Source organism: Mycobacteroides sp. H001 (assembly GCF_001440005.1).
Classification (GTDB): Bacteria; Actinomycetota; Actinomycetes; order Mycobacteriales; family Mycobacteriaceae; genus Mycobacterium; species Mycobacterium gwanakae.
This window is the reverse complement of the sequence record NZ_LJYH01000030.1, coordinates 265777-291858: the sequence shown is the minus strand read 5'-3', so window position 1 is coordinate 291858 and position 26082 is coordinate 265777. Positions and strand designations below refer to the sequence as shown.

Here is a 26082-nt window from a genome sequence, read left to right as displayed (position 1 = left end):
CTTCAATCAACGACCATTGAGCATCGGTGAGCAGCTGGAACCGTGACATGGCCTAAGTCTCAGCCGAAACACCCGAAACATTTGTCAGACACGCCCTAGCTCGCCACCCGCGAACGCAACCGTGTCCACCAGGCCCGCCTCGGCGCCTCGGGTTCGTCGGCATCGGAGCTCTCAAACGGAACCCCTTTATAGACGGCCAGATACACGTCGATCGTGGTCACGATGACGATCATCAGCACCGGGCCCAGCATGATTCCCCAGAAGCCGAAGGCCGCGATACCCGAGAAGACCGCCAGCAGCATCAGGGCGGGATCCAGACGTGCTCCGCGCGGTACCAGGAAGGGGCGCAGCACATTGTCGATGTTGGAGACCACCAGCAGGTGCCAGGCGATGACGAACAGTCCGCCGACCGGGTGGCCGAAGAGGATCATGCCGATACCGAACGGAATCGTCACGATGCCGCCCCCGAGCGGGATGATCGACAACGCCGTCAGCAGTATCGCGAAGAAGAAGAAACCCTGCCGGAACCCGGCGACATAAATCGACGCGGCACCGGCGACACCCTGCGCCATCGCAATCACAAACTGCCCCTTGACGGTTCCGCGCACCATGGCACCGATCTTGTCGAGGTACAGGTCGGTGATCTCCTCCCCCAGCGGATTGAGCTGCCGCAGCAGGTTAAGCACCTTGTCCTGCTTGACCAGGAGTGAGACGAACACGTACAGGAAGATGATGCACGCCGCGACCGCCGATGCGACGCTGCCGACCGCGCTCTGCAGCACCTGCAGCACCCCTTGCCCGACGTTCTCCGCCAGCGATGCGATCGACTGCCGCAGGCTGTCCGGGGTCAACTGCACGTGCACGAATGGGATCCGGGCCAGGACGTCGTTGACCACCGCGAACGCCCTTTGCCCGAGTGCGGTCATATCGGTGTCGTCCACCCAGTTGGAGACACTGTCGACCATGCGGGTGATCTGTACGGTCGCAACGTAAACCAGCGCACCGACCGGGACCACGACCGACCCCAGCGCGCACAACAGCGTCAGGGTCGCGGCCACACCCGAGCCGAATCGCCGACCCAGGCGCCGGTACACCGGCGTGAACAGATACGCGGCTACCCCGGCGACCACGATCAGGATGAAATAGCCGCGCAGAAAATAGATACCCACCGCGATACCCACCGCGGTGAGGACAGCGAGCACACGTCTCTGAAATACGGTCAGTTCGGTGTTCACACCACGCCCTTCCGCCGGCAGCTGCACTCGACACGTTAGTCGGTGTCAGCCCCCGTCCCGGCGGAACATGCTGGTGCGGTGCGACTAGAAGCGGTAGTCGCCCAACATCATGGTCTGGGCGCCGCCAATGGATCGCTGGGCGCGCTGCACCGTTTCCAAGGCCAATTGCGCCACCCGCCCGAGCACCGCATCGGTGACGGCCGCGGCGGCGGGCTGCGAGGACGTCCGCTGCCGCAGCATCGCCGTCAGCGGTGAACTCGGGAAGCTCGCGATCCGCACGTCGTCATCGGGATCTATGTCCGCGAGCTTCTTGGCCTTGGCCACCGCCTCGCGGAACCCGCCGAGTTCATCGACCAAGCCATGCGCCAGCGCATCCCTGCCCGACCAGATCCGGCCCTGCGCAACCGCTTTCACGGCGTCAACACTGAGGTTTCGCCCGTCGGCGACCCGCTGCACGAAGTCTTCGTAATGCATGTCGATCTCGGCCTCGACGAGATCGCGCTGCTCGTCGGTGAACGGTTCGTTACTCGACCACGCATCAGCGTTGGCGTTGGTGCGCAAGGTGTCCGAGGCGACCCCGAGCTTCTCCTTGAGCCCACGGGTGATGAACTTTCCGGTGATCACCCCGATGGATCCGGTGATGGTGCCCGGGTTGGCGAGGATCGCGTCGGCACCCATGGCCACGTAGTAACCGCCGGATCCGGCGACCGCACCCATGGACGCCACCACTGGCTTGCCCGCCTCACGCGCCCGGATCACTTCTCGCCAAATAGTTTCCGAGCCGTTGACCGAGCCGCCGGGGCTGTCCACACGCAACACGATGGCGGCCACCGAATCGTCGGCGACCGCGTCGCGCAGCGCCTCGGCGATCACGTCACCTCCGCTGGCCGGTCCGGGCGGAAAGAGCCGGGGCCCGCTGCGGCCACTCGCGATCGGTCCCGCCAGGGTGACCACGCCGATGGTCCGCCGCGACGGCCGCCCGGGCAGGGCGGGCAGGCTCGGCACCTGTGGCCGGGTGGCCCGGGCGTAGCGCGCCAGATACAGCAGCGGGGGTTCCTTATCGGCGTGCACACCGGTCAATTCACCGATGCGCGCATACGCCTCATCGCGATATCCGATGCGGTCGACCAGGCCTGCGGTCACCGCATCGGTGCGCCGCAGCGGCGCCCGGTCTGCCAGGGCGTCCACCTCTGCCGGGTCGAGCTTGCGCGATGCGGCGACACCGTCGCGAACCTGTTCGGACAGGCTTTCCAACAGCCGCCCGTCAGCTTCCCGCTGCGCCTCGGTGTAGCCGTCCTCGGTGAACAGGTTGGCCGCCGATTTGTACTGACCGCGCGTGAGGAACTGCGCCTCAACCCCGGCCTTGTCGAGTGCACCGCGCAGGAAGGTTCCGCTGGCCGCGAATCCGATGAGTCCCACGGTGCCGGATGGTTGCATCCACACCTCGCCGAAGGCCGACGCCAAGTAGTAGGCCAGGGTGCCCGGGTAGGTTTCGGACCACGCCACGCTCGGCTTGACCGCGCTGAACGCCTCGATGGCGGCCCGAAGCTCTTGGACGGCTCCGGCAGCGGCGGGCGGGATCTGCACCCGGGCGATGAGGCCGGCCACCCGCGGATCGTCGATCGCACGGTGGATGGCGGCAATGGTGTGCCGCAGCGACAACGGCCTGCTCGCTCCGGAGAAGACCAGGCCCAGCGGATCGAAGCTGGCGGTTTCCGGCGGCACCTCGAGCAGATCGAGTTCCAGGATGCAGTCCCGGGGTACTCCCCGGTGACGTGCGGTGTCGACCTTGGCCAGCAGGTCGTTGACGTCCGTGGGCGTGGTAAAGGCGAACATGCCTTGAGCGTACCGACGAATGCGGCAACGCTCGCGGCTACAAATCCGTGCTGCTGTTCTGCTCGGCGCGTAGGGTCTGAACCATTCGCTGGCGGAGGGGCAACGATGACACGTGTACAGAAGACAACGGCCAAGAAGCTGTTGGCTCAGGTCGCTGCGGTACTCGCGGTCACCACGGTATCGGGGTGTATCGATACGTCCGGGTCACGCGAACTGACCCCATCGCAATCGACGTCATCGACGACGACCTCCCCCGCCCGCAACTATCCGGGTTTGTTTCCCGAGTATCGCGGCAAGTTTCACCCCAACCACACCGATCTGGGTGGGCGGAACAATGCCGAGCTTTCCGGTCTACTGCCCGTGGCCGCGGACTTTCCTGGACAAGGGGACACTCGCACACCGGATATCGCCGCCGATGACGGCTCCGGGCTGGGTATGCATGGCCAGACGGACGGTGAAACCCGCCCGCCCGAATGCCTCTACACACCGTTCGGTAAATCCTTCTCGAGGACACCGGACGGCTCGGACTGGAACCTTTACTACGCGGCATCGACGCTGCACGAAGATCCTGCCGGTGGCCGCATCGTCGTCACGGTGAATCGTGAACGCGAAAACACCGACGTATTCGCACTGACCACCGACTGGATCAAGAAATGCGGCCAGTACGACAGGGCGTTTCCGACATTCGCCAAGCCGGAGGTGCGTAATCGGCACGTCACCGACACCTTCGCGCCCGGACCGATCGTCGACGGAGTGCAGACCTACGTCTACACCAGCGCCAGCACCGACCTTGATGACACCTCCGCCGATAAACAGTCGTCGGGGGTGCGCGGACAACGTGTGCTGCTCGCCAGGGTGCGCTCGGTGGTGTTCGAGGTGGAAGGCACCGATCCGGTGGACGCGGGCCTGCTAGATCAGCTGATGGCCACCACCATCGCCAACGCCAAGCACGCGCCACCGCCCGCCGACCAGAACGCCGGACGATTGGCCGGGCTGCCGGCCTGCGACACCGTCGCGGCCCAACCCGGAAATCCACAACCGGATCCGGCACTGGATTGCACAATTCGCACCTCGGACGGCAGCGGGGTGATCTTCGAGGTGCTGGGCACTCCCACGGGAACCATCCGCGTGTTCAACGGCAGTGGTGCACAGCTGCAATCCATTCGCGTCCCCAATTCGATCTTCCAGCAGCGCGTGCCCTTCCTGCAGGACCTGGATCAGGATAAGCGCGAGGAGCTGCTGGTGGTCAGGGCAACCGGCGACCCGGCGGGCGACCTTATGGATGTGTGGCGCTCGCGGCCCAACTCCGATCAATTCGACATGACCGGAACGATTTTCGGCGTCCCGAGATTCTGGCTGACATCCGATCGATTCATCGGAATCTTCTCGCGCAACGGCGCCGACGCCGGCGTGGCAGCGCTGTTCCGGTTCGTCGACAACAAGCTGGCGGTGCTGGCGCTGCTGGATACCGAAAGACGCGTCGACAACAAGCCTCTCGACGATCCGAAGTGGCGCCTGAACGCCAACGTCAAATGCGCGATGAACGTGTCCGACGACCCGCCGGGAGCGCTGGGGTCACGGATGGATGCGTTACGCGCAGCCGGCGTCGACCCGGCCACAGCCGCGGAACATTTCTGCCTGCAGCCGTGGGTACCAACGCTGTACCGGCAGGGCACGCGGTGAGGTGCTCATGACAAAGTGGCACGCCACCGTACTTCTCGGCGCAGGATTGACGCTCGCGGCATGCACACATGGCGGCATCCACCACTCCGGAACACCGACGAGCTCGGCGCCGAGTCGGCTCGACGCTCTACCGCTGTGCTCGTCGATCAAGCCACAGGCTGTCGAACCCGACCCAGACCCGGCGCTGGACTGCGTGCTGCGGTCCAAGGATTCGGCGAAGCTGACATTCGAGGTGCTGGGCACGCCACCGATCACCGTCAAGGTCTACGAGCCCAACGGAACTGAGCGACAGACCTTTACCGTTCCCGTCAACAAACCGGAACGAACTCCCCCGCTCCTCGCCGACCTGGATCGCGACGGCCGCGATGAGCTGATCGTGGTGGACACCGTCGGCTCCGATGGCGATGTCCTGAATGTGTGGCGGGCCAACAAGGATTCGGGGAAGTTCGCCCAAGCGGGACAGGTGATCGGCTATCCGGACTTCCGGACTACCGATGAACACTTCACCGCGTTCTACGCCAGCACCGGGGCCGGATCGGGCAGGGTTTCCCTCTACCGGTTCGTCAACGACAAGGTCCTGGGACTCGGCTCGCTCTACGTACAGGCAGCGGACTGGCCGGATCCCCCCGACCCCGCCCGCACCTGGTACACCAACGGAAACACGCTGTGTTCCTTCAACTACGACGACGTTCCCCCGGGGCAAGCCGAGAAGACCAATCAGGCCCTGACGGACGCGGGGGTGGACCCGCCCGCCGCCCAGGACCGATTCTGCAAACAGGCCTGGGTCGCCGACATCTACCGGAAACGCTAACCGCACGTACCGTGAGGGAATGCGGTTCTCGATCTCCATTCCCCAGTTCGATACCGGCAGCTTCGACGCCGAGGGCGTCCGCTCCTATCTGAAACGTGCCGAGGAGCTTGGCTTCGACGGCGGCTGGACTCTGGAACAAACCATCGGTTCTGCACCGATCATTGCTCCCCTGGAATTACTGGCATATGCGGCGGCATGTACCACACGCTTGCGTCTTGGTGTCGCGGTACTCGTTGCCTCACAACATGATCCGCTACAGTTGGCCTCCGCAATCACCGCCGTGGACCGTCTCAGTCACGGGCGCCTGGATGTCGGAATCGCCCCTGGTGGCGGCTTCCGAAACTTCGCCGCATTCGGTGTGGACAAGGCCACCTTCATTGCGAGCTTCACCGAGGGGCTCGATCTAATGAAACTGGCGTGGTCGCACCAAGAACGCATCTCCTTTCATGGGCGCTTCCGGGATGTCGACGATTTGGCGATCGAGCCCAAGCCCGTTCAGCGTCCGCATCCACCTATTTGGTTCGGCGGGCATGCTCCGGCTGCACTGGCCCGAGCGGTGCGCCATGGCGATGCGTTCCTCGGCGCGGGATCCTCCACCACGGCCGCCTTCGCACAAGAGGTCACGCAGCTTCATAGCGCGTTGCGCAGCCAGGGAAGGGACACGGCTCAATTCCCGATCGGCAAGCGCGTCTACTTGATGGTCGATGACGACCAGGACCTCGCCCGTGCCCGCGTCGAGCGAGGGCTGCGCCGGATCTATGGCGAGATGAAAGGCATCAACGCGGTGCCGGTGTGGGGCACTCCCGACCAGGTCGCTGCCGGTCTGCGTGAGGTAGCCGACGCGGGTGCGGAGATGATCCTGCTCAATCCCGTCGGTCACGACGTGGCCGACGATCGCGAGCAGATGGAACGTCTTGCCGCTGAGGTCATCCCCCAACTGACCTAGACGACTGAATCACCGTCCGGCCCGCGTGCCCGATGGTATGACTGTCGAATGACGCTCAAGATGACGGTGTCACCCGCTCTGATCGGCGGCGATGCCGATGAAGGGTACGGCAAGATCGCCGATGCATTCCGCGCCAACTTCGCGCGCGGAGACGAAATCGGTGCCGCCTTCTCCGTATACCGCGACGGTGTGAAGGTCGTCGACCTATGGGGTGGTTACCGCAACGGCCTCACCAAGGACCCGTGGCGTGAAGACACCATAGTCAACATGTTTTCCACCACCAAAGGTGTTGCATCCCTTGCTGTCTCCGTCGCCGCATCGCGCGGGCTGCTCGACTACGACGCAAAGGTCGCGGACTACTGGCCCGAGTTCGCGCAGGCCGGGAAAGCCAATGTCACGGTGCGTCAACTGCTGTCCCACCAGGCCGGGTTGCCCGCACTCGACGCGCCGCTGAAGCTGGCAGACCTGACCGACCCGACCAAGGTCTCCGCGGTGCTTGCCGCCCAAAAACCAGCATGGACGCCGGGAACCCGACATGGCTACCACGCACTCACCCTGGGGTGGTACGAATCCGAGCTCATCCGTCGCACCGACCCTGCCGGCCGCACCATAGGACGCTTCTTCGCCGACGAGATCGCCGCTCCGCTGAGCCTGGATCTGCACATCGGATTGCCCGCCTCGGTGGACCGCGGCCGAGTGGCCGAACTCCATGGCTGGAAGCGGCACGAAGCACTGCTGCACCTCAACACCATGCCGCCCCGATTTGTACTGGGACTTCTGAATCCTCGCGGCCTCACCGGCCGAAGTGCCAACCTGCCCAACGATATCGATGCGATGACCGACTTCAACCAAGAGAAGGTGCGCACCGTGGAGATGCCCGCCGCCAACGGGATCGGCTCGGCCCGCTCGGTGGCTCGCGCATATGGTTGCGCGGCAACCGGCGGGGCCGAACTCGGTCTGACACCGGCCACTCTCGAAACGGTGACAGAGCCCGCCGTCCCTCCTAGCGGAGGCATTCGCGACAAGGTGCTGCATGTCGACTCGGTATTCTCACTGGGGTATTGCAAACCGTTTCGGGACTGCGTCTTTGGGTCGTCCGGGAAGGCATTCGGAACCCCCGGGCTCGGTGGATCGTTCGGCTTTGCCGACCCCGACACCGGTATCGGATTCGCCTACGTGATGAACCGATTGGGCTTTCACCTGTTCAGCGATCCCCGCGAACTGGCGCTACGTCGGGCACTGTTTCGGGATGTGCTGGGCACACGTCCGCAGATATAAGCCTCTGCTTCACCGAGCGCATACCGCACACAGGCAGTTCCCGCGATAGCTCTGCTCCTGGTATGCGCTCGGCGAAACAGAAAGGGCGCCCACCCGAAGGTGGACGCCCTTTCTGGAAAGCGGTTACTAGGCCTCGTTGACCGATCCGCCTGCGGCGGTGATCTTCTCGCGAGCCGAGTCGCTGAACTTGTTGGCAGTCACCGACACCTTGACCTTGAGGTCTCCGTTGCCGAGCACCTTCACCAGCTCGTTCTTGCGCACCGCGCCCTTGGCAACCAGGGCCTCGATGGTGACGTCGCCACCCTCGGGGAACAGCCGCTCGATGTCGGCCACGTTCACCACCTGGTATTCGGTGCGGAAGCGGTTCTTGAAGCCCTTGAGCTTCGGGAGCCGCATGTGGATGGGCATCTGCCCACCCTCGAAGGTCACCGGCACGTTCTTACGTGCCTTGGTGCCCTTGGTGCCGCGACCCGCGGTCTTACCCTTGGACCCCTCACCACGGCCGACGCGGGTGCGCTCGGTCTTGGAGCCCGGGGCCGGGCGTAGGTGATGCAGTTTGATGGTCATTGCTTACTTCACATCCTCGACGGTGACCAGGTGGCGAACCACCTGGAGCAGGCCGCGGGTCTGCGCGTTGTCCTCACGGACAACGGTCTGGCGAATCTTGCGCAGACCCAGTGTCTTCAGACTTTCGCGCTGCTTCCATCGGGCTCCGATGGTGCTGCGCACCTGGGTGATCTTCACGTCAGCCATGGCTGCCTCCCTGTGCTGCCGCAGCTGCGAACTCGGCGCGGGCCCGGAGCATGCCGGCCGGTGCCACGTCCTCGATGGGCAGACCACGCCGGGCCGCAACCTCTTCGGGGCGCTGCAGCTGCTTGAGCGCCGCGACGGTTGCGTGCACCACGTTGATGGCGTTGTCGCTACCCAGCGACTTGGCCAGGATGTCGTGCACGCCGGCGCATTCAAGCACCGCGCGGGCAGCGCCACCGGCGATCACACCGGTACCGGCCGAGGCCGGACGCAGCATGACGACACCGGCGGAATCCTCGCCCTGAACCGGGTGGACGATGGTGCCACCGATTAGCGGAACGCGGAAGAAGTTCTTGCGAGCCTCGTCCACACCCTTGGCGATGGCGGCCGGAACTTCCTTGGCCTTGCCGTAGCCGACGCCCACCAGACCGTTGCCGTCTCCGACGATCACCAGTGCGGTGAAGCTGAACCGGCGACCACCCTTGACGACCTTGGAGACGCGGTTGATGGTGACCACGCGCTCCAGGTAATTGCTCTTCTCGGCGTTGTCACGCCCACCACGACGGTCGTCGCGGTTGTCACGGCGTCCACGGCCGCCGTCGCGACCCTCGTTGGCGCCGCCCGCATTGTCGGGAGCGCCCGAATTGCGCTGCGCCATCATGCATTCCTTCCGTTGAAAGTCACGAACATCAGAACACCAACCCGTTCTCGCGGGCGGCGTCGGCGAGTGCGGCGATCCGGCCACCGTAGGTGTAGCCACCGCGGTCGAACACCACGGTGTCCACGCCGGCAGCCTTCGCACGCTCGGCGATCAGCTGACCGACCCGAGCACTGCGCGCCTTCTTGTCGCCGTCCACTGCCTGCACGTCGGGCTCGATGGACGAGGCCGCCGCCAGGGTGGTGCCGGTGAGATCGTTGACCAGCTGCACGTGGATGTGGCGGGCCGAACGGTTGACGACCAGACGCGGCCGTGCGTCCGTGCCGGACACCTTCTTGCGCAGACGTGCGTGGCGGCGCAGACGCGAGGTGCGGCGCACCTCCGAGACACTCTTGCCGACGGGCTCGTGCTGCCGGCCCTCGGCTGTCTTTGAAGTTGCAGTTTGAGCCATGGTCACTTACCTGTCTTTCCGACCTTGCGGCGGATCTGCTCACCCTCGTAGCGAATGCCCTTGCCCTTGTAGGGGTCGGGGCGACGCAGGCGGCGGATGTTGGCCGAGATCTGGCCAACCTTCTGCTTGTCGATTCCGCTGACCGAGAACTTGGTGGGGGTCTCGACCGCGAACGTGATGCCCTCAGGCGCCTCGATCAGCACCGGGTGGCTGTAACCGAGCGCGAACTCCAGGTTCGATCCCTTGGCGACGACGCGGTAACCCACGCCGAAGATCTCCATCTTGGTGGTGTAACCCTGTGTCACACCGGTCACCAGGTTGGCGATCAGGGTGCGGGACAACCCGTGCAGCGAGCGGTTGCGCCGCTCGTCATCGGGACGGGTCACCACGATGGCGCCATCGTCGTTGCGCGAGACCGCAATCGGCTCGCTCACTGTCAGTTCCAGAGTGCCCTTGGAACCCTTGACGGAGATGTTCTGGCCGTCGATGTTGACGTCCACTCCGGCGGGAACCAGCACTGGCTGCTTTCCAATACGCGACATGTTTCTAGTCCTCCCCTACCAGACGTACGCGAGGACTTCGCCGCCCACGCCCTGTCGGGCCGCCTGGCGGTCGGTGAGCAGACCAGTGGACGTGGAGATGATCGCCACGCCCAGGCCACCGAGAACCTTGGGCAGATTGGTGGATTTTGCGTACACACGCAGACCGGGCTTCGACACGCGGCGCAGTCCGGCGATGCTGCGCTCACGGCTGGGGCCGTACTTGAGCGAGACAACCAGGCTCTTGCCCACGCGGGCGTCCTCGGTGCGGTAATCGGTGATGTAGCCCTCGCGCTTGAGGATCTCGGCGATGTTGGCCTTGATCTTCGAGTGCGGAAGGGTCACCTCATCGTGGTATGCCGAGTTGGCATTGCGCAGACGTGTCAGAAAGTCTGCGATCGGATCAGTCATAGTCATGACAGAGTCCATCAACCTTTCTCGCCGCGGTTCCCATACAGCACGCTCGTACTGGTTCCCGTAAAGGGCCTGGTACATCCCGTGGTGGGCCTACTGCGAAGTGATCTTCCGTATCTGACCGGGTTCGGTCAGGGGTCGTGCATCGATAGTGCGATCCATGGAGTCTGAAAGCACATACCGACCGGCCATAGGCGAAACACAGCCCAGGCAACCGGTCAAGTGTAGGTGACCTGGACGTACCGACCAAATCGACGGCGGCAGGTCAGCCGGTCGGTGTCAGCGTGAACGGCAGCCAGTAGGTGCCCGGTCCGTCGTCGGGGCATCCCGGCGCCCCCACGGTGAACGTGCGCTCGCCCGAAAAGCTGCCATCGCCGTTCGGGATCAGGAAGTCGGACCGGGCCGCGATCACCGCGCCGCCATCGCTGCAGTGGAACGGATAGTCCGAGGCCGATTCCCATCGATCGTCATTCCACCGGTAGTCGAACAGTGCGGGCGCATCGGGATTGTCGGCAAGCTCGGCCAGCCGCAACCAATGCGCGACACAGCCCTGCGCGCCGCAGGTGGTGGTGAAGCTCGCGGCCTGGGTCGAGGGCTCCGAGGCGTCGGGCCTGCCCTCGAATGTCTGCCGCGAATGGTCCAGGTAGGTGTCGTAAGTGCCGTACAGCGGCACCGGCTCGAGCCGGTCGGCGTGCGCCACCGCGGCACCGCCCAATGCCGTGACAACCGCGAGCGCCAGCGCGCTGTACCTGCGCATATGTCACTGATAACACAGCACATGCACGGCCGGGGCCGAACCGCCGAACACGGTTCTCAGATAACGCCCAGGGCCACCATCGCATCGGCGACGCGGGTGTATCCGGCGAGGTTGGCGCCTGTCACATAGTTTCCGGGGTCGCCGTAGTGATCCGCCGTTTCCACGCAGGTGCTGTGGATGGACCGCATGATCGACTGCAGGCGGCTTTCAGTCTGCTCGAACGACCACGAGTCACGGCTGGCGTTCTGCTGCATTTCCAGTGCACTCGTCGCCACTCCGCCGGCGTTCGAGGCCTTGCCGGGGGCGTACAGCACCGCCGCGTCCTGGAAGTACTTCACCGCCTCGGGAGTGCACGGCATGTTGGCACCCTCGGCTACCAGCTGCACGCCGTTCTCGATGAGCCTGCGGGCGTCCTTGCCGTCGAGCTCGTTCTGCGTGGCGCACGGCAGCGCGACCTGGCAGGGCACCTCCCAGATCGTGCCGTCGGTGACCTGACGCGCTCCGCCACCGCGCTCCTGGACGTACTCGGAGAGCCGGCCCCGCCGGACCTCTTTGATCTCCTTGAGCAGTTCGAGATTCAGGCCGCGTTCGTCGACAAGGTAGCCGTCGCTGTCGGAACAGGCGATGACCTTCGCGCCCAGCTGCTGGGCCTTCTCGACGGCATAGATCGCGACGTTCCCCGCGCCGGACACCACGACCGTCTTGTCGGCCAGAGATTGCGCACGCATCGCGAGCATCTCCTGCGCGAAAAGTACGACGCCGTAACCGGTGGCCTCGGTACGCACCTGAGATCCGCCCCAGGGCAGCCCCTTACCGGTCAGCACGCCCGATTCGTAGCGATTGGTGATGCGCTTGTACTGCCCGAACAGATACCCGATCTCACGCTGACCCACGCCGATATCACCGGCGGGCACGTCCGTGTATTCGCCGATGTGCCGGTACAGCTCGGTCATGAAGGACTGACAGAAGCGCATGATCTCGGCGTCGGAACGCCCCTTGGGATCGAAATCGGATCCGCCCTTGCCGCCGCCGATCGGGAGGCCGGTGAGCGCGTTCTTGAACATCTGCTCGAAGCCGAGGAATTTGACGATCGACAGGTTCACGCTCGGATGAAAACGCAGACCGCCCTTGTACGGGCCCAGCGCGGAGTTGAACTCCACCCGATAGCCGCGGTTGATCTCGACAGCACCGTCGTCCCTGATCCATGGGACCCGAAAGATGATCTGCCGCTCGGGTTCGCAGATGCGTTCCAGGATCGACCAGCGGTCATAGTCCGGCGTCTTGCCGACCAACGGGGTAAGACTGGCCATCACCTCGTAGACAGCCTGCTGAAATTCCGCCTCCCCCGGGTTACGTGCGAGGACGGTCTGGAAACGCGGCTGGAAGACGGGGTGCAGAGCCTCAGGCATACCTAATAGAGTGCACCACAGCGCATTTGGCTAACCAAGCGGCATAAGACCGCGAGGCTAGGCCGCAGGTGCGGGCGCGGTGGCCAGTGCGTTGCCCTTGATCGTGTAGAAGAACGTGCCCTGTTCGGTCTGCGTCCTGATCAGGCCCGGTCCGGCAGCCTCGGGATGCCCGTCGACCACTCCGACACGCGACAACTTGGGGTTGGTGCCCACCGCGTGCCAGATCGCCCATTTTCCGTCCTTGACGCGCGCATCCACCTGAACCAGCAGATCGTCACGCCCGTCCTGGTCGATGTCGAGCAACTCGACATCGGCGTTGCCGAGGAAGCCCTTGAAGGGCTCGGAGATCGTCTGCACGACCTTCCCATCCGCAGCACGCACTGTGACGGTGGTGGTTGCCCCTTCGGGCTGAGGTGTGCTGCTCGTCTCGAAGCGCAGCCCCAGCTGATCAGTGGACTGCAGCACCCCGGGATCCGCGCTGGCCACACCGGGAAGCGCCACAAGCGCCAGCGCTGCGAGCGCCGCGACGCCGGTGGTGCGCAACCGCGCCTTGCTGATTTCTCGTCGACCCTGCGAGACCTGCATCGGTGTGTCCATTCGTCATATTTGCTCAGACATGATTTCTTCGACCCCTCTCGCTAACCAACCCTCCAGATCAGCGAGTTTGTCGAGCCACTGCCGGACTATCAGCAATGTGGCCTCACAAAGGTATACCAGCTGGACCGCCGCCGCTAACTCAGCCATTCGTTGCGAGATGCGCAACACTGCGCAGAGAACTCCAGCACAGGCCACAGCCCTGCAACGTTCCTGGCCTGCTGACACACACCAGGCGCTGAATCGATAGCAAAGTGTCCGACTACCCGGGCCGCATTCGACAGAGGCGTGAGCGCCGGTTCACCGGAACTCGCTGGCACAGCGGCGAAGGTTGCTGAGTCAGAATCGGACGAGCCGCCGAAGGTGTGCCGGGACACCACCGGTGACGGCGCGCGTGTCGACTCACGGGCGGGCGCGTTCAGCGATGAGACGCGCGAATTCCGGCTGCAGCCGTTGAGCTTCGCCCACGGTGATGTGTCCGCCGTCGCGCGCCACCCACCGAGAATCGATGTTGGTGCGACATACGCCATCCGGACAGACCACCGGCCCCAGGTCGATGGTGGACACCCCGACGAGCCCCTGGGCGGCACGCTGCTCGGCGGTCGCAGCCGTGTTCTGCTGGCGCTGAACTTCTGCCAGCGCCTCGGAGCGACCGCACCGGGTGGGCGACAGCCAGACCTCGTACCCCGGGCACTTGTACAGATCCCAGTTCACGAAATGCGGCAAGGTACGCACCACCACGACGGGGACACGCGCCCCGGACAGCTTCTGCAACACCGCGGCCATGCCCAGCTGCCACAACCGGCCCTTACCGGCGTCATCAGTGATCCATTCCTGCGTATCCGGAAGCCGGAACCGCACATGTTGATCGGCCAGGAAGTAGTCACTGGAGGCGGAAGCGATCACCACCAGGCCCGGGCGGACGTCTGCCAGCGCACTCGTCCAACGCTGTACGAAGTCGGTGCAGCCGGGCGGCGACGGATCCAGCACGAGCTCCACGAAAGGGCAGGCGGCGTTTGTCGCGAGAAGCATCGACCGGTTTTGCTGCGTCGCCGCCGGGACGAGTGCCTCGGCGAACTGTCCGGCATTGGAATCGCCGACGAGGACGACCGACCGCGAATCGACATCCGCGCCTTGGGGCCACAGACAGTCCAGACGGGTCTTTTCGGCATCCGGCATGTTGCCGACGCACCCTCTGCCGACATCCAGATGGGCTGCCCGCTGCGCGCGCGCGTCGCGAATCTCCGGTGTGGCTATCTGCGCGGCACCGAATGTCACAGCCGAAACGAAGACCGCCACGCCGACCGACGCCGCCGCGAGTCGCGGCGCGCGAAGATCGGCCAGTTTCCGTCCCGTCCGGATCGGGTCCTCGACATACCGTTTGGACAACCAGGCCGGAAGCAACGAGAGCACGCCCACGCAGGGCACCAGCCATCGGTGCTCGGCGCCGAGCAGATTGTTGGCGAAAACGATGAGCGGCCAGTGCCACAGGTACCAGCTGTAGGACAGATCCCCGATCCATTGCATCGGCGCCGACGACAGCCACCAGCCGACAGGCTGGTGCGACGGTACGGTCCCAGCGATGATCAGCAGGCCCGCGCCCAGCACCGGGACCAGCGCATTAACTCCCGGAAAGGGGTCTGCCGCGGATATCGCAACGGCGCCCCAGGTGACGCTGGCCGCGCCGAGCGCCGCTATCGGTACCGCGACTCGGGTATCCCATCGGCGTATCCGGCTCTCCCCCAAGGCGATCAGCGCACCAACCCCGAACTCCCATGCGCGCGTAGGCGAGCTGTAGAACGAGAAGGCCGCATTGTGCGCATGGAACGGGAGACCATCGCTGGCCGTCAGGTAGATCGCGAGCAGCAGCGATGCCACCGACAGCGCCAGAAGCAGTGAGAAGGTGACAACCAAGCGACTTGCCCGCCGACGGGCCGCCACGTAGGCGGCCAACGCCATCGTGGCCGGGAAGATGAGATAGAACTGCTCCTCGACCGCCAGCGACCAGGTGTGCAGGAACGGATTCATCGCCGCCGGCGCCGCGAAGTATCCGGAGGGCTCCAGGAAAAGCACCGCGTTCGAGACGAATAGGGCCGCGGCGGCGGCCGTTCGTGCCGCGACCTGCATTGACCCCAGCGGACTTTGGATGACTGCGGCGATCGGCAGCACCACGACGATCAACAGGGCGAGCGCGGGCAGCAGACGGCGTACCCGGCGCGCATAGAAGCGACGCAGATCGATGTGGCCCGTCCGGTCAGTCTCGCGCAGCAGCAGACGGGTGATCACAAATCCGGAGATGACGAAGAAGATATCGACGCCGATGAATCCACCGGGAACCGGCAGACCGCTGTGATAGGCGACCACCAGCAGAACGGCTACCGCCCGCAAACCTTGAATATCTCGCCGGCGGTCAACCACCGGCTGAGTCTAGATGACGAGCGTTCCCAGATCGGCCTGCAGCGGCGGCTACCGCCAGTACCCGCACTGATGGCTGTCGGCGAAGCCCGCCATCGGCTTGGGCGCCGGTGGCGCCAGACGCAGGAACGCACCTCCAGGCACATATTTGGGCCATTCCGGCTGACCGCTGCCGTTGGGATTCCCGGTCTTCACGAACTGTGCCCAGTAGGTGATCATCTGCGTAGACAGGGCCGCCGATTCCTGACTCAACGGTCTGGACAGATCGAACAGATAACCCAATTCCGAACCGTGCGAGGCGCCCAACGGCAACGGCGCGCCTTGATACTGCTGCTCTACCGGTGCGGCGGGGTCAGCGAATTCGTAGGCGTACACCGGCGCCTTCCTGACCAGGGCCTCGGCCATGTCGAGGGTCGGGCACGCGTAGCTGTTGTCGGTGTCGATCGCCGCCAGCGCGGCGAGCACGTTCCCGCCGTAGGCAGACAAGGGATATCGCCGTCCGAGTTCGGTGGCACGGTCCGCGTACTTGCTTTCCAGCGCACGTTGATACTCCTCGGCGCCGGGCACGGGCTTGTGCTGATACTGCTGGGCCTCGAACACCGTGGCCTCGTTGGCGTTACTGCCGATGAGGACGGGCACGGGAGACGACAGGCCGCTGGTGAACGCGTCCAGTGGCGGCGCCGGAAGCTCCGGTGTCCCGGTCACCGGGCTCACCGGCAGTCCGATGCCGGTGAACTGTGGCGAATCCCGCAGCGCATCAACCGATAACGCGCGCAAGCACGCGGCAAAACCGGGCCCGGCCGGGCAACCCACGTCGGCCGCATAGGCGGTGCTGTCACGGACGGCGGACGAGACGGGGGCCTGAGCCTGGCACGGTGCACTCTCCATGATGGCCGACCGGAACAGCCCGGAGGCCTTCGGCGCCACCATCAGATCGCATACCGATACGCCGCCCGCCGATTGGCCACCGATGGTTACCTGACCGGGATCACCACCGAACGCGGCGATGTTGTCACGCACCCAGCGCAGCGCCGCCTCCTGATCCAGCAATCCGTAGTTGCCGATCACCTCGGACAGGCCCGGCGCGGCCAGGAATCCCAGCGTCCCCAGCCGGTAATTGATGGTGACGACGGCAATCCCGCCCTGGGCGGCCAGTTTTCGCGCGTTGTAGCCGACACCGTTACCGGCGATGAAGGCACCGCCGTGAATCCACACCAGCACCGGCACCTTCCCCTGGGTGTGGCGCGGCATCGTGACGTTGAGGACCAGGCAGTCCTCGCTCTGGGTCAGATCGCTCTCGGCCCCAGGCTGCGGGCATTCGACGCCCGGGCCCGTCGCATCGCGGGTGTCCGACCACGGCTCGACGGGTTCTGGCTCGGTGAACCGTCGCGGGCCGACCGGCGGTGCCGCATACGGAATAGCGGTGAAGACACGCACCTCGTCGTCGATGTGGCCACGCACCGCGCCCGCACGGGTGTTGACGATCGTCGGGTCCGCGGCTGTGGTGGGACTGCATGCCACGACGGCTGCCAGGAGCATCAGCACAGCCAATAGCAACCGCGTCATGTCTCGCTTCTCGGGCACGGGCGCAAGCGTAATGGCCTGAAGGTCCGGACCGCCGGAGAGACGACAATAGGCCGGGACTCGATGAGTCCCGGCCTATTGATCAGTGGCTTACCAGCTGCTCTTGTGAATGCCTGGCAGCTCGCCGGCGTGTGCCATCTCCCGCAGGCAGATTCGGCACAGGCCGAACTTGCGGAACACGGCATGCGGACGGCCACACCGGTTGCACCGGGTGTACGCGCGCACGGCGAACTTGGGCTTCTTGGCGGCCTTGTTGACCAGAGCCTTCTTTGCCATATCAGTTCTCCTTGAAGGGGAAGCCGAGCTGGCGCAGCAGGGCCCGTCCCTCGTCGTCGTTGGTCGCCGAGGTGACGACGGTGATGTCCATGCCCCGCGGGCGGTCGATGGAGTCCACGTCGATCTCGTGGAACATCGACTGCTCGGTGAGACCGAAGGTGTAGTTGCCCTTGCCGTCGAACTGCTTGGGCGACAGACCGCGGAAGTCGCGGATACGCGGCAGTGCGATGGACACGAGACGGTCCAGGAACTCCCACATGCGGTCGCCGCGCAGCGTGACGCGGGCACCGATCGGCATGCCTTCACGCAGCTTGAACTGTGCGATGGACTTGCGAGCCTTGCGGATCTCCGGCTTCTGGCCGGTGATCGCGGCCAGGTCGGTGACGGCGCCGTTGATGAGCTTGGCGTCACGCGCAGCGTCGCCGACACCCATGTTGACGACAACCTTCACGACGCCCGGGATCTGCATCACGTTGGCGTACTTGAACTCGTCGTTCAGCGCGGTCTTGATCTCTTCGCGGTAGCGAGTCTTCAGACGGGGCTGTGCGTTTTCGGTAGTGGTCATCAGATGTCCTTCCCGTTGCGGCGGGAGATGCGGACCTTCTTGCCGGTCTCTTCGTCGATGCGGTAGCCGATACGAGTGGGCTTGCCGTCGGAGTCGATCACCATCACGTTCGACACGTGGATGGCGGCCTCCTGGGTAACAATCCCACCGGACTGCGCGCCACGCTCATTTGCCGACTGTGCGGTGTGCTTCTTGATGCGGTTCACGCCCTCGACGAGGACACGGTTGCGCTCCGGGTAGGCCGCGATGACCTTGCCCTTGGCGCCCTTGTCCTTGCCGGCGATGACGAGAACGGTGTCGCCCTTGTGCACCTTCATTTACAGCACCTCCGGGGCGAGCGAAACGATCTTCATGAACTTCTTGTCGCGAAGCTCGCGACCGACGGGCCCGAAGATGCGGGTACCACGCGGGTCATTGTCGGCCTTGATGATGACGGCGGCGTTCTCATCGAACTTGATGTAGCTGCCATCCGGGCGGCGACGCTCTTTGACGGTACGGACTACGACGGCCTTGACGACGTCACCACGCTTGACGGTGCCTCCGGGGATGGCGTCCTTGACGGTCGCCACAATGATGTCCCCGATCCCGGCATAGCGTCGCGACGAGCCACCGAGCACGCGGATGCACAAGATTTCCTTGGCACCGGTGTTGTCGGCGACCTTCAGCCGTGACTCCTGCTGAATCACTGGTCTCTCCTACGTGACCTGGAAGTGGATGTGTGCCGGATTCCGACCCGACACACGCGGTCATGTTGTCTTCAGGGCGCGCGCCATCCCCGGGTTTTCACCTGGTGGGAATGCCTACCTGCCCCGGGGCGCCAAGCACCCACAAGACAACCGCCCTAGTGTAGGTGAACCCGCAGGTCGGATACAAATCCGAGCCACCGCACCCGCTCCCCTCGCCGACTCCCTTCGCCGAAACCTTGGTTCTGGCGGATTCGTCTCGCACATTCTCGCCACAACCTCGGTCTCGACGGGGTGCTACCGATTGAAGGCCGAGCCCTGCTCGCGGTCCAGATAGGTATCGCCCTTGTTCTTCAGGAAGACCAGGTACACCACCAGCGATATCGCGATGCACACCGTGACGTAGGCGATGAACAGCGGCACCTGACCGTGCTCCTTGAGCGCCTGATAGATCAGTGGCGCGGTCCCGCCGAACACCGAATTCGCCAGCGCATAGCCGACCCCTACGCCGAGCGCGCGCACATGAGACGGAAAAAGCTCGGATTTCACCAGCGCATTGATCGAGGTGTATCCGGTCAGGATGACGTAAGCCCCGGCCACCAACAAAAACGATGCGATCGGCGACCGCGTCTGGGGCAGATACGTGATGAGGACATACGTGTAGACCACTCCCCCAAAGCCGAACCACAGCAGCAGCGGCTTGCGGCCCACCTTGTCGCTGATGAGTCCGCCGATGGGTTGTAGCAGCATGAGGAAGATCAGCCCCGCCAGATTGATCCAGGTGGCAGTCATGGCCTGGTCCTTATAGGCGGTCTTGACGATTGCCGGTGCGTTGACGCTGTACGTGTAGAACGCGAGAGTGCCGCCCATGGTGATGAGGAAGCACAGCAGCAGCGGTTTCCAGTACCGGGTGAGCAGCTCGCGCATCGACCCGGAGCTGGTGTCGGCACCGGCCTTGATGGCCGCGAGCTGCTCCTCGCTGAGCGATTCGTCCATGGTGCGCCGCAGCCAGTACACGACGATCGCGGCCACACCTCCTACGGCAAAGGCTATGCGCCAACCGAATTCGTGAACCTGATCCTTGTCGAAGACGGTCAGGATGATCAGCAGCGTGAACTGGGCAAGCACATGGCCGCCGACCAATGTCACGTACTGGAACGACGAGAAGAACCCGCGCCGTTCGCGGGTGGCCGCCTCGGACATGTAGGTGGCCGACGTGCCGTACTCGCCTCCCGTCGCGAAGCCCTGGACGAGCCTGCACAGGATCAGCACGATCGGTGCGGCCATTCCGATGCTGGTACGCGAAGGCACCAGGGCGATCACCATGGAGCACGCCGCCATCAGCGAGACGCTGATGGTCAGCGCGGCACGGCGGCCGTGCCGGTCGGCGAACCTGCCGAAGAACCACGACCCCAGGGGCCGTGTGATGAAGGTGACCGCGAAGATCGCGTACACGTAGACCGTCGAGTTCTCGTCGGTCTCATCGAAGAACTGCTTCTCGAAGTACATCGCGAAGACGGTGTAGACGTAGACGTCGTACCACTCGACGAGATTCCCGGAGGATCCTCTGACGGTGTTCCAGATGGCGCGGCGAGTGTCGGCCCGGCCCGATGGAGTTGGCGTGTGGGTACTCGAAACAGTCATGCAGGCTTACTGACCACCGGATGCCGGACCCGGCGGAGGGCCGTGGCGGGCGGGATCGGGCGCGGTGATGCTGCTGGTCGACGCCACCGCAGCCGGAGCGTCGGCTGCCGGACCATCGGTCGACGGCATCATCCACGCCGGCGCCTTGCGCGTCGGCGATGCCGCCACCGGCTTCGGCGTGGACGATGAGGGTTGCGGTGCCGATGTGGTGGGCGATGGCGTCGTGACAGCGGGCGAGGTCGTCGCGCTCAACGGATTGGCGCTCTTGGACGTCGACGCCGGGCCGCTCGTCGAACTGCCGCTGGGTGTCGTGGCGCTACTGCTGGCGGCCACCGCGTTGAGCCGGCCGATGACGAAATCGGCGGCCCGGTCGGCCGATCCGTCGGATTTGTACTGCATGTGCGGGCCGAGTCCGCCGCCTGCCGGATCACAGATCCCGTCACCGGGGTTGCAGATGTCGATGACCTTGCTGCGCAGATCGTCCCGGATCTCCAGGTCCAGATTCATGCCGGCAACCTGCCAATTTTTCGGATTCCCGATCAATACGATTGCGGGGACGCGCTTTTCGAGGTCGGCCGGGAGCGGGTTGTTGAAGGTGAGACCTGTTCCGTTCTTGCCGAACAGCACATCGACGACGGCTGCGCCCTGAGAGAAACCGCCAAGCACGAACTGAGTGTTCGGGCAGTTTCGCGCGACTTCCTGGACGTGGAAGCTCATGTCATTGGCGCCGTCGCCGGCACGGACCCAATCGAAACTGGCCGGGTAATTGACCGCATAGATGTCGACACTCTTGCCCGGGAGCCGCTCGACGATCTCGTCGGTGACGGCCTTGCCGACATCGCCGAGGCCCGGCGAATCGTTGGTCCCGCGCGCGAAGGACACATCCACATCCGGACAGCCCGCCGCTCTGGCGGTGGGAGAGCTCTCCGTTTGTGCGGTGAGCACCGCGGCGGCTGCCGCGGATACCGCGAATATCGAAACCCCGACCGATCCACGCTTGACGTATCGGTTCATTCGTCCAGCGTAGACAGGTCGGCCCACACATTTACAGAGGTTGGCACCATCCGAAATGACTCTTACCGGGCCCTTACTCACTCCTGATCCGCGCCCGGACGGCACGTGCGCGGATCACCCACTCAGCGGGCACCGCCGTCACCGGAAACTGAAACACGTTCTACTCTTATGTCGTGGACGTGACATACGAGGGCACCAAGAAGGAACTGGCCACCGATGAGGGTGTGCTGCGCTACCACGAGGCCGGGGAGGGCGAGCCGCTGATCCTGCTGCACGGCTCGGGGCCCGGCGTGACCGGGTGGCGCAATTACCGCGGGAACCTCGAGGTTTTCGCGAAGCATTTCCACACCTACGTCTTGGAGTTCCCCGGGTTCGGCGTCAGCGACGCCGTGCAGGGGCACCCGGTCCTGACGGCCGGCGCCTCGGTCATCCGGTTCATGGACGGCCTCGGCATCGAATCCGCCGCCATCGTCGGGAACTCGATGGGCGGGGTCGTCGGCATCAACCTGGCGATCAAGCACCCCGATCGCATCGCCAAACTCGTCACCATCGGCGGCGTAGGACCGAACATCTTCAGCCCGAGCCCCAGCGAGGGCCTGCGCCTGCTACAGGAGTTCACCGACAACCCCGATCGCAACAAGTTGGTCCGCTGGCTCAACTCGATGGTGTGGAATCCCGCCGTGGTCACCGAGGAACTCATCGAGGAGCGTTGGGAAGCGGCGATCAACCCGGACGCGCACAAAACCGCGCAGCTGATGTACGGCTCCAAAGCCTTTGCCATGCAACAGCAGTTCCTCGCGAACGCCGACATCGCGCCGTACTGGGCGATGATGCACAAGATCAAGTGCCCGACCCTGCTCACCTGGGGCCGCGACGACAGGGTCAGCCCGCCGGACATGGCGATCGTGCCGATGCGGCTCATCCCCAACGCCGAGCTGCACATCTTCCCCAACAGCGGCCACTGGGTGATGATCGAAGCCAAGCAGGCCTTCGAGCAGACGGTCGTGGACTTCCTGCGGCGCTAGTCGTCGAACGCATACCGCACGCAGACAAATCGCCGGATTCACCTGCGTGCGGTATGCACTCGGCGCAATGCACCCCAACGCAAAAGCGCGCCGCCCCTTTCGGGAACGGCGCGCTTTATGCGTATCTGCTTACTTGGCCTTCTCGAGAACCTCGACCAGGCGCCACCGCTTGGTGGCGGAGGTCGGACGGGTCTCCATCAGCGAGACGCGGTCGCCGACACCGGCGTCACCGTTCTCGTCGTGGGCCTTGACCTTCGACGTGGTGCGGATGATCTTGCCGTACAGCGAGTGCCGGTTACGGGACTCGAGCTCGACCACGATGGTCTTCTGCATCTTGTCCGACACGACGTAGCCGATGGCGGTCTTACGACGCCCACGCGGCTGCTCGGTGGCCGGGGTGTGCTTAGGCCCGGCGGCCTTCTTGGTCTCGCTCACTTGCTGTCCTCGCTATCGGGTCCTGCGGCCAATCCGAGCTCGCGCTCACGCATCACCGTGTAGATGCGCGCGATCTCCTGGCGCACCGCACGCAGCCGACGGTTGTTGGCGAGCTGACCGGTGGCCATCTGGAAGCGCAGGTTGAACAGCTCTTCCTTGGACTCACGCAGCTTGGTGATCAGCTCGTCTTCGGTGCTTTCCCGCAGTTCGCCAGCGGAAATTCCCACTGCCATCAGAACTGCTCCTCTCGTGTGATGATGCGCGCCTTGATCGGCAGCTTGTGGATCGCGCGCGTCAGGGCCTCGCGCGCGGTCTCCTCGTTCGGGTAGCTCAACTCGAACAGCACACGACCGGGCTTGACGTTCGCAACCCACCACTCCGGCGAACCCTTACCGGAACCCATGCGGGTTTCGGCGGGCTTCTTGGTCAGCGGGCGGTCCGGGAAGATGTTGATCCACACCTTGCCGCCACGCTTGATGTGCCGGTTGATGGCGATACGAGCGGACTCGATCTGCCGGTTCGTGATGTATGCGTGGCCCAGCGCCTGGATGCCGTAGTCACCGAAGGCAACAGTGGTACCGCCCGAGGCGGTGCCCTTCTTCTTCGGGTGATGCTGCTTGCGGTGCTTGACCTTACGGGGAATCAGCATGTTCAGCTCTCCGTGCTTGTCTCGGCCGGAGCATCTCCGGCCGGGGTTTCAGCGGCGGCACGGCCGGCCTCGGTGCTCGTCGCGGTGGTACCCGAGGCGCCGCTACGACGCGGACGGGCACCGGCCGGACGCTCACGGCGCGGACGGTCACCGGCAGGCGCGGCCACCGAGGCGGCGAGCTCGCGCTTGCCACCGACGATGTCGCCCTTGTAGATCCAGACCTTCACACCGATACGGCCGAAGGTCGTCTTGGCCTCGTACAGGCCATAGTCGATGTCGGCGCGCAGCGTGTGCAGTGGCACCCGGCCTTCGCGGTAGAACTCCGAGCGGCTCATCTCAGCACCGCCAAGACGACCGGAGCACTGCACCCGGATGCCCTTGACGTTCGGCTGACGCATGGCCGACTGGATGGCCTTGCGCATCGCGCGACGGAACGCCACACGATTCGAGAGCTGCTCGGCGACACCCTGGGCAACCAGCTGCGCCTCGGCCTCGGGGTTCTTCACCTCGAGGATGTTCAGCTGCACCTGCTTCTTGGTCAGCTTCTCCAGGTCGGCGCGGATGCGGTCGGCCTCGGTGCCACGACGGCCGATGACGATGCCGGGACGTGCGGTGTGGATGTCAACGCGAACCCGGTCACGGGTGCGCTCGATCTCCACCTTGGCAATGCCAGCGCGCTCCAGGCCAGTGGCCAGGAGGCGGCGGATCGCCACGTCTTCCTTCACGTAGTCCGCGTACTGCTTGTCGGCGTACCAGCGGGACTTCCAGTCGGTGGTGATACCGAGCCGGAAACCGTGCGGATTGATCTTCTGGCCCACTAGCGCGAGCCTCCCTTCGCCTCAGCGGTGGTCTTGTTGGCGGCAGCCTTCGAGCCCTCGGCCCGGCGGGCGCGAGCGGCGGCCTGTGAGGTTCCGCCCTTACCACCCTTCTCGGACTTGGGACGGCTCTCCACCACCACGGTGATGTGGCTGGTGCGCTTGCGGATCCGGAATGCACGACCCTGCGCGCGGGGACGGATGCGCTTAGCGGTCGGGCCCTCGTCGGCGAAGATCTCCGTCACCACAAGGGTGGAGGGATCCAGGCCGTCGTTGTTCTGCGCGTTGGCAGCAGCGCTGGCGATGACCTTGGAAACCGGCTCGCTGGCTGCCTGCGGCGCCCACCGCAGGATGTCGATGGCGTCGGTTACCGACTTGCCGCGCACCAGGTCGATGACCCGGCGTGCCTTGGTCGGCGAGACCCGCACGAACCGTGCAACGGCCTTGGCCGATGGGTATTCAGTCGTTGTAGTCATTAGCGCCGCTTGCTCTTTCGGTCGTCCTTGATGTGACCCTTGAAGGTCCGCGTCGGGGCGAACTCACCCAGCTTGTGACCGACCATTGCTTCGGTGACGAAGACGGGGACGTGCTTGCGCCCGTCGTGCACCGCGAAGGTGTGGCCGATGAAGTCGGGGATGATGGTCGACCGACGCGACCAGGTCTTGATGACCTGCTTGGTGTTCTTCTCGTTCTGTACGTCGACCTTCTTGAGCAGATGGTCGTCGATGAACGGGCCCTTCTTGAGGCTGCGTGGCATCGCTTACTCCTAGCGCTTCTTGCCGGTGCGCCGGCGACGGACGATGAGCTTGTCGCTCGCCTTGTTGGGCTTGCGGGTGCGGCCTTCGGGCTTGCCCCACGGGCTCACCGGGTGACGACCACCGGAGGTCTTACCTTCACCACCACCGTGCGGGTGGTCGACCGGGTTCATCACGACACCACGGACGGTGGGGCGCTTGCCCTTCCACCGCATACGGCCGGCCTTACCCCAGTTGATGTTGGCCTGCTCGGCGTTGCCGACCTCGCCGACGGTGGCGCGGCAGCGCACGTCGACACGGCGGATCTCACCGCTGGGCATACGCAGGGAGGCGTAAGCGCCTTCCTTGCCCAGCAGCTGGATTCCGGCACCGGCAGAGCGGGCCATCTTGGCTCCACCACCGGGACGCAGCTCCACGGCGTGCACGGTGGTACCCGTCGGGATGTTGCGCAGCGGCAGGTTGTTGCCGGGCTTGATGTCGGCGTTGGCGCCCGACTCCACCACGTCACCCTGCGACAGCCCGACCGGCGCGATGATGTAACGCTTCTCGCCGTCCAGGAAGTGCAGCAGCGCGATACGCGCGGTGCGGTTGGGGTCGTACTCGATGTGCGCGACCTTGGCGTTGACGCCGTCCTTGTCGTGGCGACGGAAATCAATCAACCGGTAGGCACGCTTGTGGCCGCCACCCTTGTGACGAGTGGTGATGCGGCCGTGGGCGTTACGGCCACCGGTGCCGTGCAGCGGGCGAACCAGCGACTTCTCGGGAGTCGAGCGAGTGATCTCCGAGAAATCGGCGACGCTCGAGCCGCGGCGACCGGGGGTCGTCGGCTTGTACTTGCGAATAGCCATGTCTTCTCTAGTC

The 26082-nt window shown here is 64.8% G+C and carries 31 protein-coding genes; 5 read left to right on the top strand and 26 right to left on the bottom strand.

The window, feature by feature from the left end:
* Positions 1 to 95: 95 nt before the first annotated feature.
* Together AOT83_RS14405 and sppA are read right to left on the bottom strand one after the other, a co-directional pair.
* Complete coding sequence (locus AOT83_RS14405) at positions 96 to 1235, bottom strand: AI-2E family transporter (RefSeq protein WP_030096722.1); 1140 nt, start codon at positions 1233 to 1235, stop codon at positions 96 to 98.
* An 84-nt stretch (positions 1236 to 1319) separates the two neighbouring features.
* On the bottom strand, positions 1320 to 3071 hold the full coding sequence (gene sppA, locus AOT83_RS14400; RefSeq protein WP_057964769.1) for a signal peptide peptidase SppA: 1752 nt from the start codon (positions 3069 to 3071) through the stop codon (positions 1320 to 1322).
* Positions 3072 to 3176: 105 nt separating this feature from the next.
* On the opposite strand from sppA, the gene AOT83_RS14395 reads away from it, so the two are divergent.
* The 4 genes from AOT83_RS14395 to AOT83_RS14380 are packed head-to-tail and all read left to right on the top strand — an operon-like array spanning position 3177 to position 7789.
* Positions 3177 to 4754 (top strand): hypothetical protein, encoded by a 1578-nt coding sequence (locus tag AOT83_RS14395; protein WP_057964770.1) that lies wholly within the window; start codon positions 3177 to 3179, stop codon positions 4752 to 4754.
* Between the two features lie 7 nt (positions 4755 to 4761).
* A complete protein-coding gene (locus AOT83_RS14390) occupies positions 4762 to 5565 on the top strand; it encodes a hypothetical protein (RefSeq protein WP_057964911.1) in 804 nt (267 codons plus the stop codon).
* A gap of 19 nt (positions 5566 to 5584) precedes the next feature.
* Positions 5585 to 6511, top strand: coding sequence for an LLM class flavin-dependent oxidoreductase (locus AOT83_RS14385; protein ID WP_057964771.1), 927 nt, complete (start codon positions 5585 to 5587; stop codon positions 6509 to 6511).
* 48 nt (positions 6512 to 6559) lie between these two features.
* The gene (locus AOT83_RS14380) at positions 6560 to 7789 is read left to right on the top strand and encodes an EstA family serine hydrolase (RefSeq protein WP_030096717.1); all 1230 of its coding nucleotides are present in this window, start codon (positions 6560 to 6562) and stop codon (positions 7787 to 7789) included.
* A gap of 126 nt (positions 7790 to 7915) precedes the next feature.
* Here AOT83_RS14380 and rplO read toward each other — a convergent pair whose 3' ends face one another.
* The 17 genes from rplO to AOT83_RS14295 all read right to left on the bottom strand — a co-directional run bounded on the left by rplO (position 7916) and on the right by AOT83_RS14295 (position 21542).
* Positions 7916 to 8356: a 50S ribosomal protein L15 gene (gene rplO, locus AOT83_RS14375; RefSeq protein ID WP_030096716.1), complete on the bottom strand. Its 441-nt coding sequence runs from the start codon at positions 8354 to 8356 to the stop codon at positions 7916 to 7918.
* A gap of 3 nt (positions 8357 to 8359) precedes the next feature.
* Positions 8360 to 8542, bottom strand: a complete 183-nt coding sequence (gene rpmD, locus AOT83_RS14370; RefSeq protein WP_005055719.1) for a 50S ribosomal protein L30 — start codon at positions 8540 to 8542, stop codon at positions 8360 to 8362.
* Positions 8535 to 9200 (bottom strand): 30S ribosomal protein S5, encoded by a 666-nt coding sequence (gene rpsE, locus AOT83_RS14365; protein WP_030096715.1) that lies wholly within the window; start codon positions 9198 to 9200, stop codon positions 8535 to 8537. Before rpsE ends, rpmD begins: the two co-directional genes overlap by 8 nt.
* A gap of 28 nt (positions 9201 to 9228) precedes the next feature.
* On the bottom strand, positions 9229 to 9648 hold the full coding sequence (gene rplR / locus AOT83_RS14360; protein ID WP_057964772.1) for a 50S ribosomal protein L18: 420 nt from the start codon (positions 9646 to 9648) through the stop codon (positions 9229 to 9231).
* A 2-nt stretch (positions 9649 to 9650) separates the two neighbouring features.
* Entirely contained in the window at positions 9651 to 10190 is a 540-nt protein-coding gene (gene rplF / locus AOT83_RS14355) for a 50S ribosomal protein L6 (RefSeq protein WP_030096713.1), read from the bottom strand.
* 15 nt (positions 10191 to 10205) lie between these two features.
* Complete coding sequence (rpsH, locus tag AOT83_RS14350; RefSeq protein WP_030096712.1) at positions 10206 to 10604, bottom strand: 30S ribosomal protein S8; 399 nt, start codon at positions 10602 to 10604, stop codon at positions 10206 to 10208.
* Positions 10605 to 10866: 262 nt separating this feature from the next.
* Entirely contained in the window at positions 10867 to 11358 is a 492-nt protein-coding gene (locus AOT83_RS14345; RefSeq protein ID WP_057964773.1) for a hypothetical protein, read from the bottom strand.
* 56 nt (positions 11359 to 11414) lie between these two features.
* The gene (gene gdhA, locus AOT83_RS14340; protein WP_030096710.1) at positions 11415 to 12767 is read right to left on the bottom strand and encodes an NADP-specific glutamate dehydrogenase; all 1353 of its coding nucleotides are present in this window, start codon (positions 12765 to 12767) and stop codon (positions 11415 to 11417) included.
* Between the two features lie 57 nt (positions 12768 to 12824).
* Entirely contained in the window at positions 12825 to 13352 is a 528-nt protein-coding gene (locus tag AOT83_RS14335) for a hypothetical protein (RefSeq protein WP_044105301.1), read from the bottom strand.
* 411 nt (positions 13353 to 13763) lie between these two features.
* Positions 13764 to 15779, bottom strand: coding sequence for an acyltransferase family protein (locus tag AOT83_RS14330; RefSeq protein WP_057964774.1), 2016 nt, complete (start codon positions 15777 to 15779; stop codon positions 13764 to 13766).
* 48 nt (positions 15780 to 15827) lie between these two features.
* Complete coding sequence (locus AOT83_RS14325) at positions 15828 to 17342, bottom strand: carboxylesterase family protein (RefSeq protein ID WP_030096707.1); 1515 nt, start codon at positions 17340 to 17342, stop codon at positions 15828 to 15830.
* 108 nt (positions 17343 to 17450) lie between these two features.
* On the bottom strand, positions 17451 to 17636 hold the full coding sequence (locus AOT83_RS14320) for a type Z 30S ribosomal protein S14 (protein ID WP_005055692.1): 186 nt from the start codon (positions 17634 to 17636) through the stop codon (positions 17451 to 17453).
* Between the two features lies 1 nt (position 17637).
* A complete protein-coding gene (gene rplE, locus AOT83_RS14315; RefSeq protein ID WP_030096706.1) occupies positions 17638 to 18201 on the bottom strand; it encodes a 50S ribosomal protein L5 in 564 nt (187 codons plus the stop codon).
* A complete protein-coding gene (gene rplX, locus AOT83_RS14310) occupies positions 18201 to 18518 on the bottom strand; it encodes a 50S ribosomal protein L24 (RefSeq protein WP_030096705.1) in 318 nt (105 codons plus the stop codon). Before rplX ends, rplE begins: the two co-directional genes overlap by 1 nt.
* On the bottom strand, positions 18519 to 18887 hold the full coding sequence (gene rplN, locus AOT83_RS14305) for a 50S ribosomal protein L14 (RefSeq protein WP_005055680.1): 369 nt from the start codon (positions 18885 to 18887) through the stop codon (positions 18519 to 18521).
* 294 nt (positions 18888 to 19181) lie between these two features.
* A complete protein-coding gene (locus AOT83_RS14300) occupies positions 19182 to 20528 on the bottom strand; it encodes an MFS transporter (protein WP_057964775.1) in 1347 nt (448 codons plus the stop codon).
* Positions 20529 to 20534: 6 nt separating this feature from the next.
* A complete protein-coding gene (locus AOT83_RS14295) occupies positions 20535 to 21542 on the bottom strand; it encodes a cutinase family protein (RefSeq protein ID WP_057964776.1) in 1008 nt (335 codons plus the stop codon).
* Positions 21543 to 21715: 173 nt separating this feature from the next.
* On the opposite strand from AOT83_RS14295, the gene AOT83_RS14290 reads away from it, so the two are divergent.
* The gene (locus AOT83_RS14290) at positions 21716 to 22567 is read left to right on the top strand and encodes an alpha/beta fold hydrolase (protein WP_057964777.1); all 852 of its coding nucleotides are present in this window, start codon (positions 21716 to 21718) and stop codon (positions 22565 to 22567) included.
* Between the two features lie 129 nt (positions 22568 to 22696).
* On the opposite strand, the gene rpsQ is transcribed toward AOT83_RS14290, so the two are convergent.
* The 7 genes from rpsQ to rplB are packed head-to-tail and all read right to left on the bottom strand — an operon-like array spanning position 22697 to position 26069.
* On the bottom strand, positions 22697 to 23002 hold the full coding sequence (rpsQ, locus tag AOT83_RS14285; RefSeq protein WP_030096701.1) for a 30S ribosomal protein S17: 306 nt from the start codon (positions 23000 to 23002) through the stop codon (positions 22697 to 22699).
* Positions 22999 to 23235 (bottom strand): 50S ribosomal protein L29, encoded by a 237-nt coding sequence (gene rpmC, locus AOT83_RS14280; RefSeq protein ID WP_030096700.1) that lies wholly within the window; start codon positions 23233 to 23235, stop codon positions 22999 to 23001. Before rpmC ends, rpsQ begins: the two co-directional genes overlap by 4 nt.
* Positions 23235 to 23651, bottom strand: a complete 417-nt coding sequence (gene rplP / locus AOT83_RS14275; RefSeq protein WP_030096699.1) for a 50S ribosomal protein L16 — start codon at positions 23649 to 23651, stop codon at positions 23235 to 23237. Before rplP ends, rpmC begins: the two co-directional genes overlap by 1 nt.
* Before the next feature lie 2 nt (positions 23652 to 23653).
* Entirely contained in the window at positions 23654 to 24469 is an 816-nt protein-coding gene (gene rpsC / locus AOT83_RS14270) for a 30S ribosomal protein S3 (RefSeq protein ID WP_030096698.1), read from the bottom strand.
* Positions 24469 to 24942 (bottom strand): 50S ribosomal protein L22, encoded by a 474-nt coding sequence (rplV, locus tag AOT83_RS14265; protein WP_030096697.1) that lies wholly within the window; start codon positions 24940 to 24942, stop codon positions 24469 to 24471. Before rplV ends, rpsC begins: the two co-directional genes overlap by 1 nt.
* Positions 24942 to 25223 (bottom strand): 30S ribosomal protein S19, encoded by a 282-nt coding sequence (rpsS, locus tag AOT83_RS14260; protein WP_030096696.1) that lies wholly within the window; start codon positions 25221 to 25223, stop codon positions 24942 to 24944. The genes rplV and rpsS overlap by 1 nt, the downstream gene beginning before the upstream one ends.
* A 9-nt stretch (positions 25224 to 25232) precedes the next feature.
* On the bottom strand, positions 25233 to 26069 hold the full coding sequence (gene rplB, locus AOT83_RS14255) for a 50S ribosomal protein L2 (RefSeq protein ID WP_030096695.1): 837 nt from the start codon (positions 26067 to 26069) through the stop codon (positions 25233 to 25235).
* Positions 26070 to 26082: the final 13 nt, after the last annotated feature.

Coding starts and splice junctions, on each gene's coding strand:
- sppA (WP_057964769.1), bottom strand. CDS start 3,071: ATGTTCGCCTTTACCACGCCCACGGACGTCAACGACCTGCTGGCCAAG.
- AOT83_RS14395 (WP_057964770.1), top strand. CDS start 3,177: ATGACACGTGTACAGAAGACAACGGCCAAGAAGCTGTTGGCTCAGGTC.
- AOT83_RS14390 (WP_057964911.1), top strand. CDS start 4,762: ATGACAAAGTGGCACGCCACCGTACTTCTCGGCGCAGGATTGACGCTC.
- AOT83_RS14385 (WP_057964771.1), top strand. CDS start 5,585: ATGCGGTTCTCGATCTCCATTCCCCAGTTCGATACCGGCAGCTTCGAC.
- AOT83_RS14380 (WP_030096717.1), top strand. CDS start 6,560: ATGACGCTCAAGATGACGGTGTCACCCGCTCTGATCGGCGGCGATGCC.
- rplO (WP_030096716.1), bottom strand. CDS start 8,356: ATGACCATCAAACTGCATCACCTACGCCCGGCCCCGGGCTCCAAGACC.
- rpmD (WP_005055719.1), bottom strand. CDS start 8,542: ATGGCTGACGTGAAGATCACCCAGGTGCGCAGCACCATCGGAGCCCGA.
- rpsE (WP_030096715.1), bottom strand. CDS start 9,200: ATGATGGCGCAGCGCAATTCGGGCGCTCCCGACAATGCGGGCGGCGCC.
- rplR (WP_057964772.1), bottom strand. CDS start 9,648: ATGGCTCAAACTGCAACTTCAAAGACAGCCGAGGGCCGGCAGCACGAG.
- rplF (WP_030096713.1), bottom strand. CDS start 10,190: ATGTCGCGTATTGGAAAGCAGCCAGTGCTGGTTCCCGCCGGAGTGGAC.
- rpsH (WP_030096712.1), bottom strand. CDS start 10,604: ATGACTATGACTGATCCGATCGCAGACTTTCTGACACGTCTGCGCAAT.
- AOT83_RS14345 (WP_057964773.1), bottom strand. CDS start 11,358: ATGCGCAGGTACAGCGCGCTGGCGCTCGCGGTTGTCACGGCATTGGGC.
- gdhA (WP_030096710.1), bottom strand. CDS start 12,767: ATGCCTGAGGCTCTGCACCCCGTCTTCCAGCCGCGTTTCCAGACCGTC.
- AOT83_RS14335 (WP_044105301.1), bottom strand. CDS start 13,352: ATGCAGGTCTCGCAGGGTCGACGAGAAATCAGCAAGGCGCGGTTGCGC.
- AOT83_RS14325 (WP_030096707.1), bottom strand. CDS start 17,342: ATGACGCGGTTGCTATTGGCTGTGCTGATGCTCCTGGCAGCCGTCGTG.
- AOT83_RS14320 (WP_005055692.1), bottom strand. CDS start 17,636: ATGGCAAAGAAGGCTCTGGTCAACAAGGCCGCCAAGAAGCCCAAGTTC.
- rplE (WP_030096706.1), bottom strand. CDS start 18,201: ATGACCACTACCGAAAACGCACAGCCCCGTCTGAAGACTCGCTACCGC.
- rplX (WP_030096705.1), bottom strand. CDS start 18,518: ATGAAGGTGCACAAGGGCGACACCGTTCTCGTCATCGCCGGCAAGGAC.
- AOT83_RS14300 (WP_057964775.1), bottom strand. CDS start 20,528: ATGACTGTTTCGAGTACCCACACGCCAACTCCATCGGGCCGGGCCGAC.
- AOT83_RS14295 (WP_057964776.1), bottom strand. CDS start 21,542: ATGAACCGATACGTCAAGCGTGGATCGGTCGGGGTTTCGATATTCGCG.
- rpmC (WP_030096700.1), bottom strand. CDS start 23,235: ATGGCAGTGGGAATTTCCGCTGGCGAACTGCGGGAAAGCACCGAAGAC.
- rplP (WP_030096699.1), bottom strand. CDS start 23,651: ATGCTGATTCCCCGTAAGGTCAAGCACCGCAAGCAGCATCACCCGAAG.
- rplV (WP_030096697.1), bottom strand. CDS start 24,942: ATGACTACAACGACTGAATACCCATCGGCCAAGGCCGTTGCACGGTTC.
- rpsS (WP_030096696.1), bottom strand. CDS start 25,223: ATGCCACGCAGCCTCAAGAAGGGCCCGTTCATCGACGACCATCTGCTC.
- rplB (WP_030096695.1), bottom strand. CDS start 26,069: ATGGCTATTCGCAAGTACAAGCCGACGACCCCCGGTCGCCGCGGCTCG.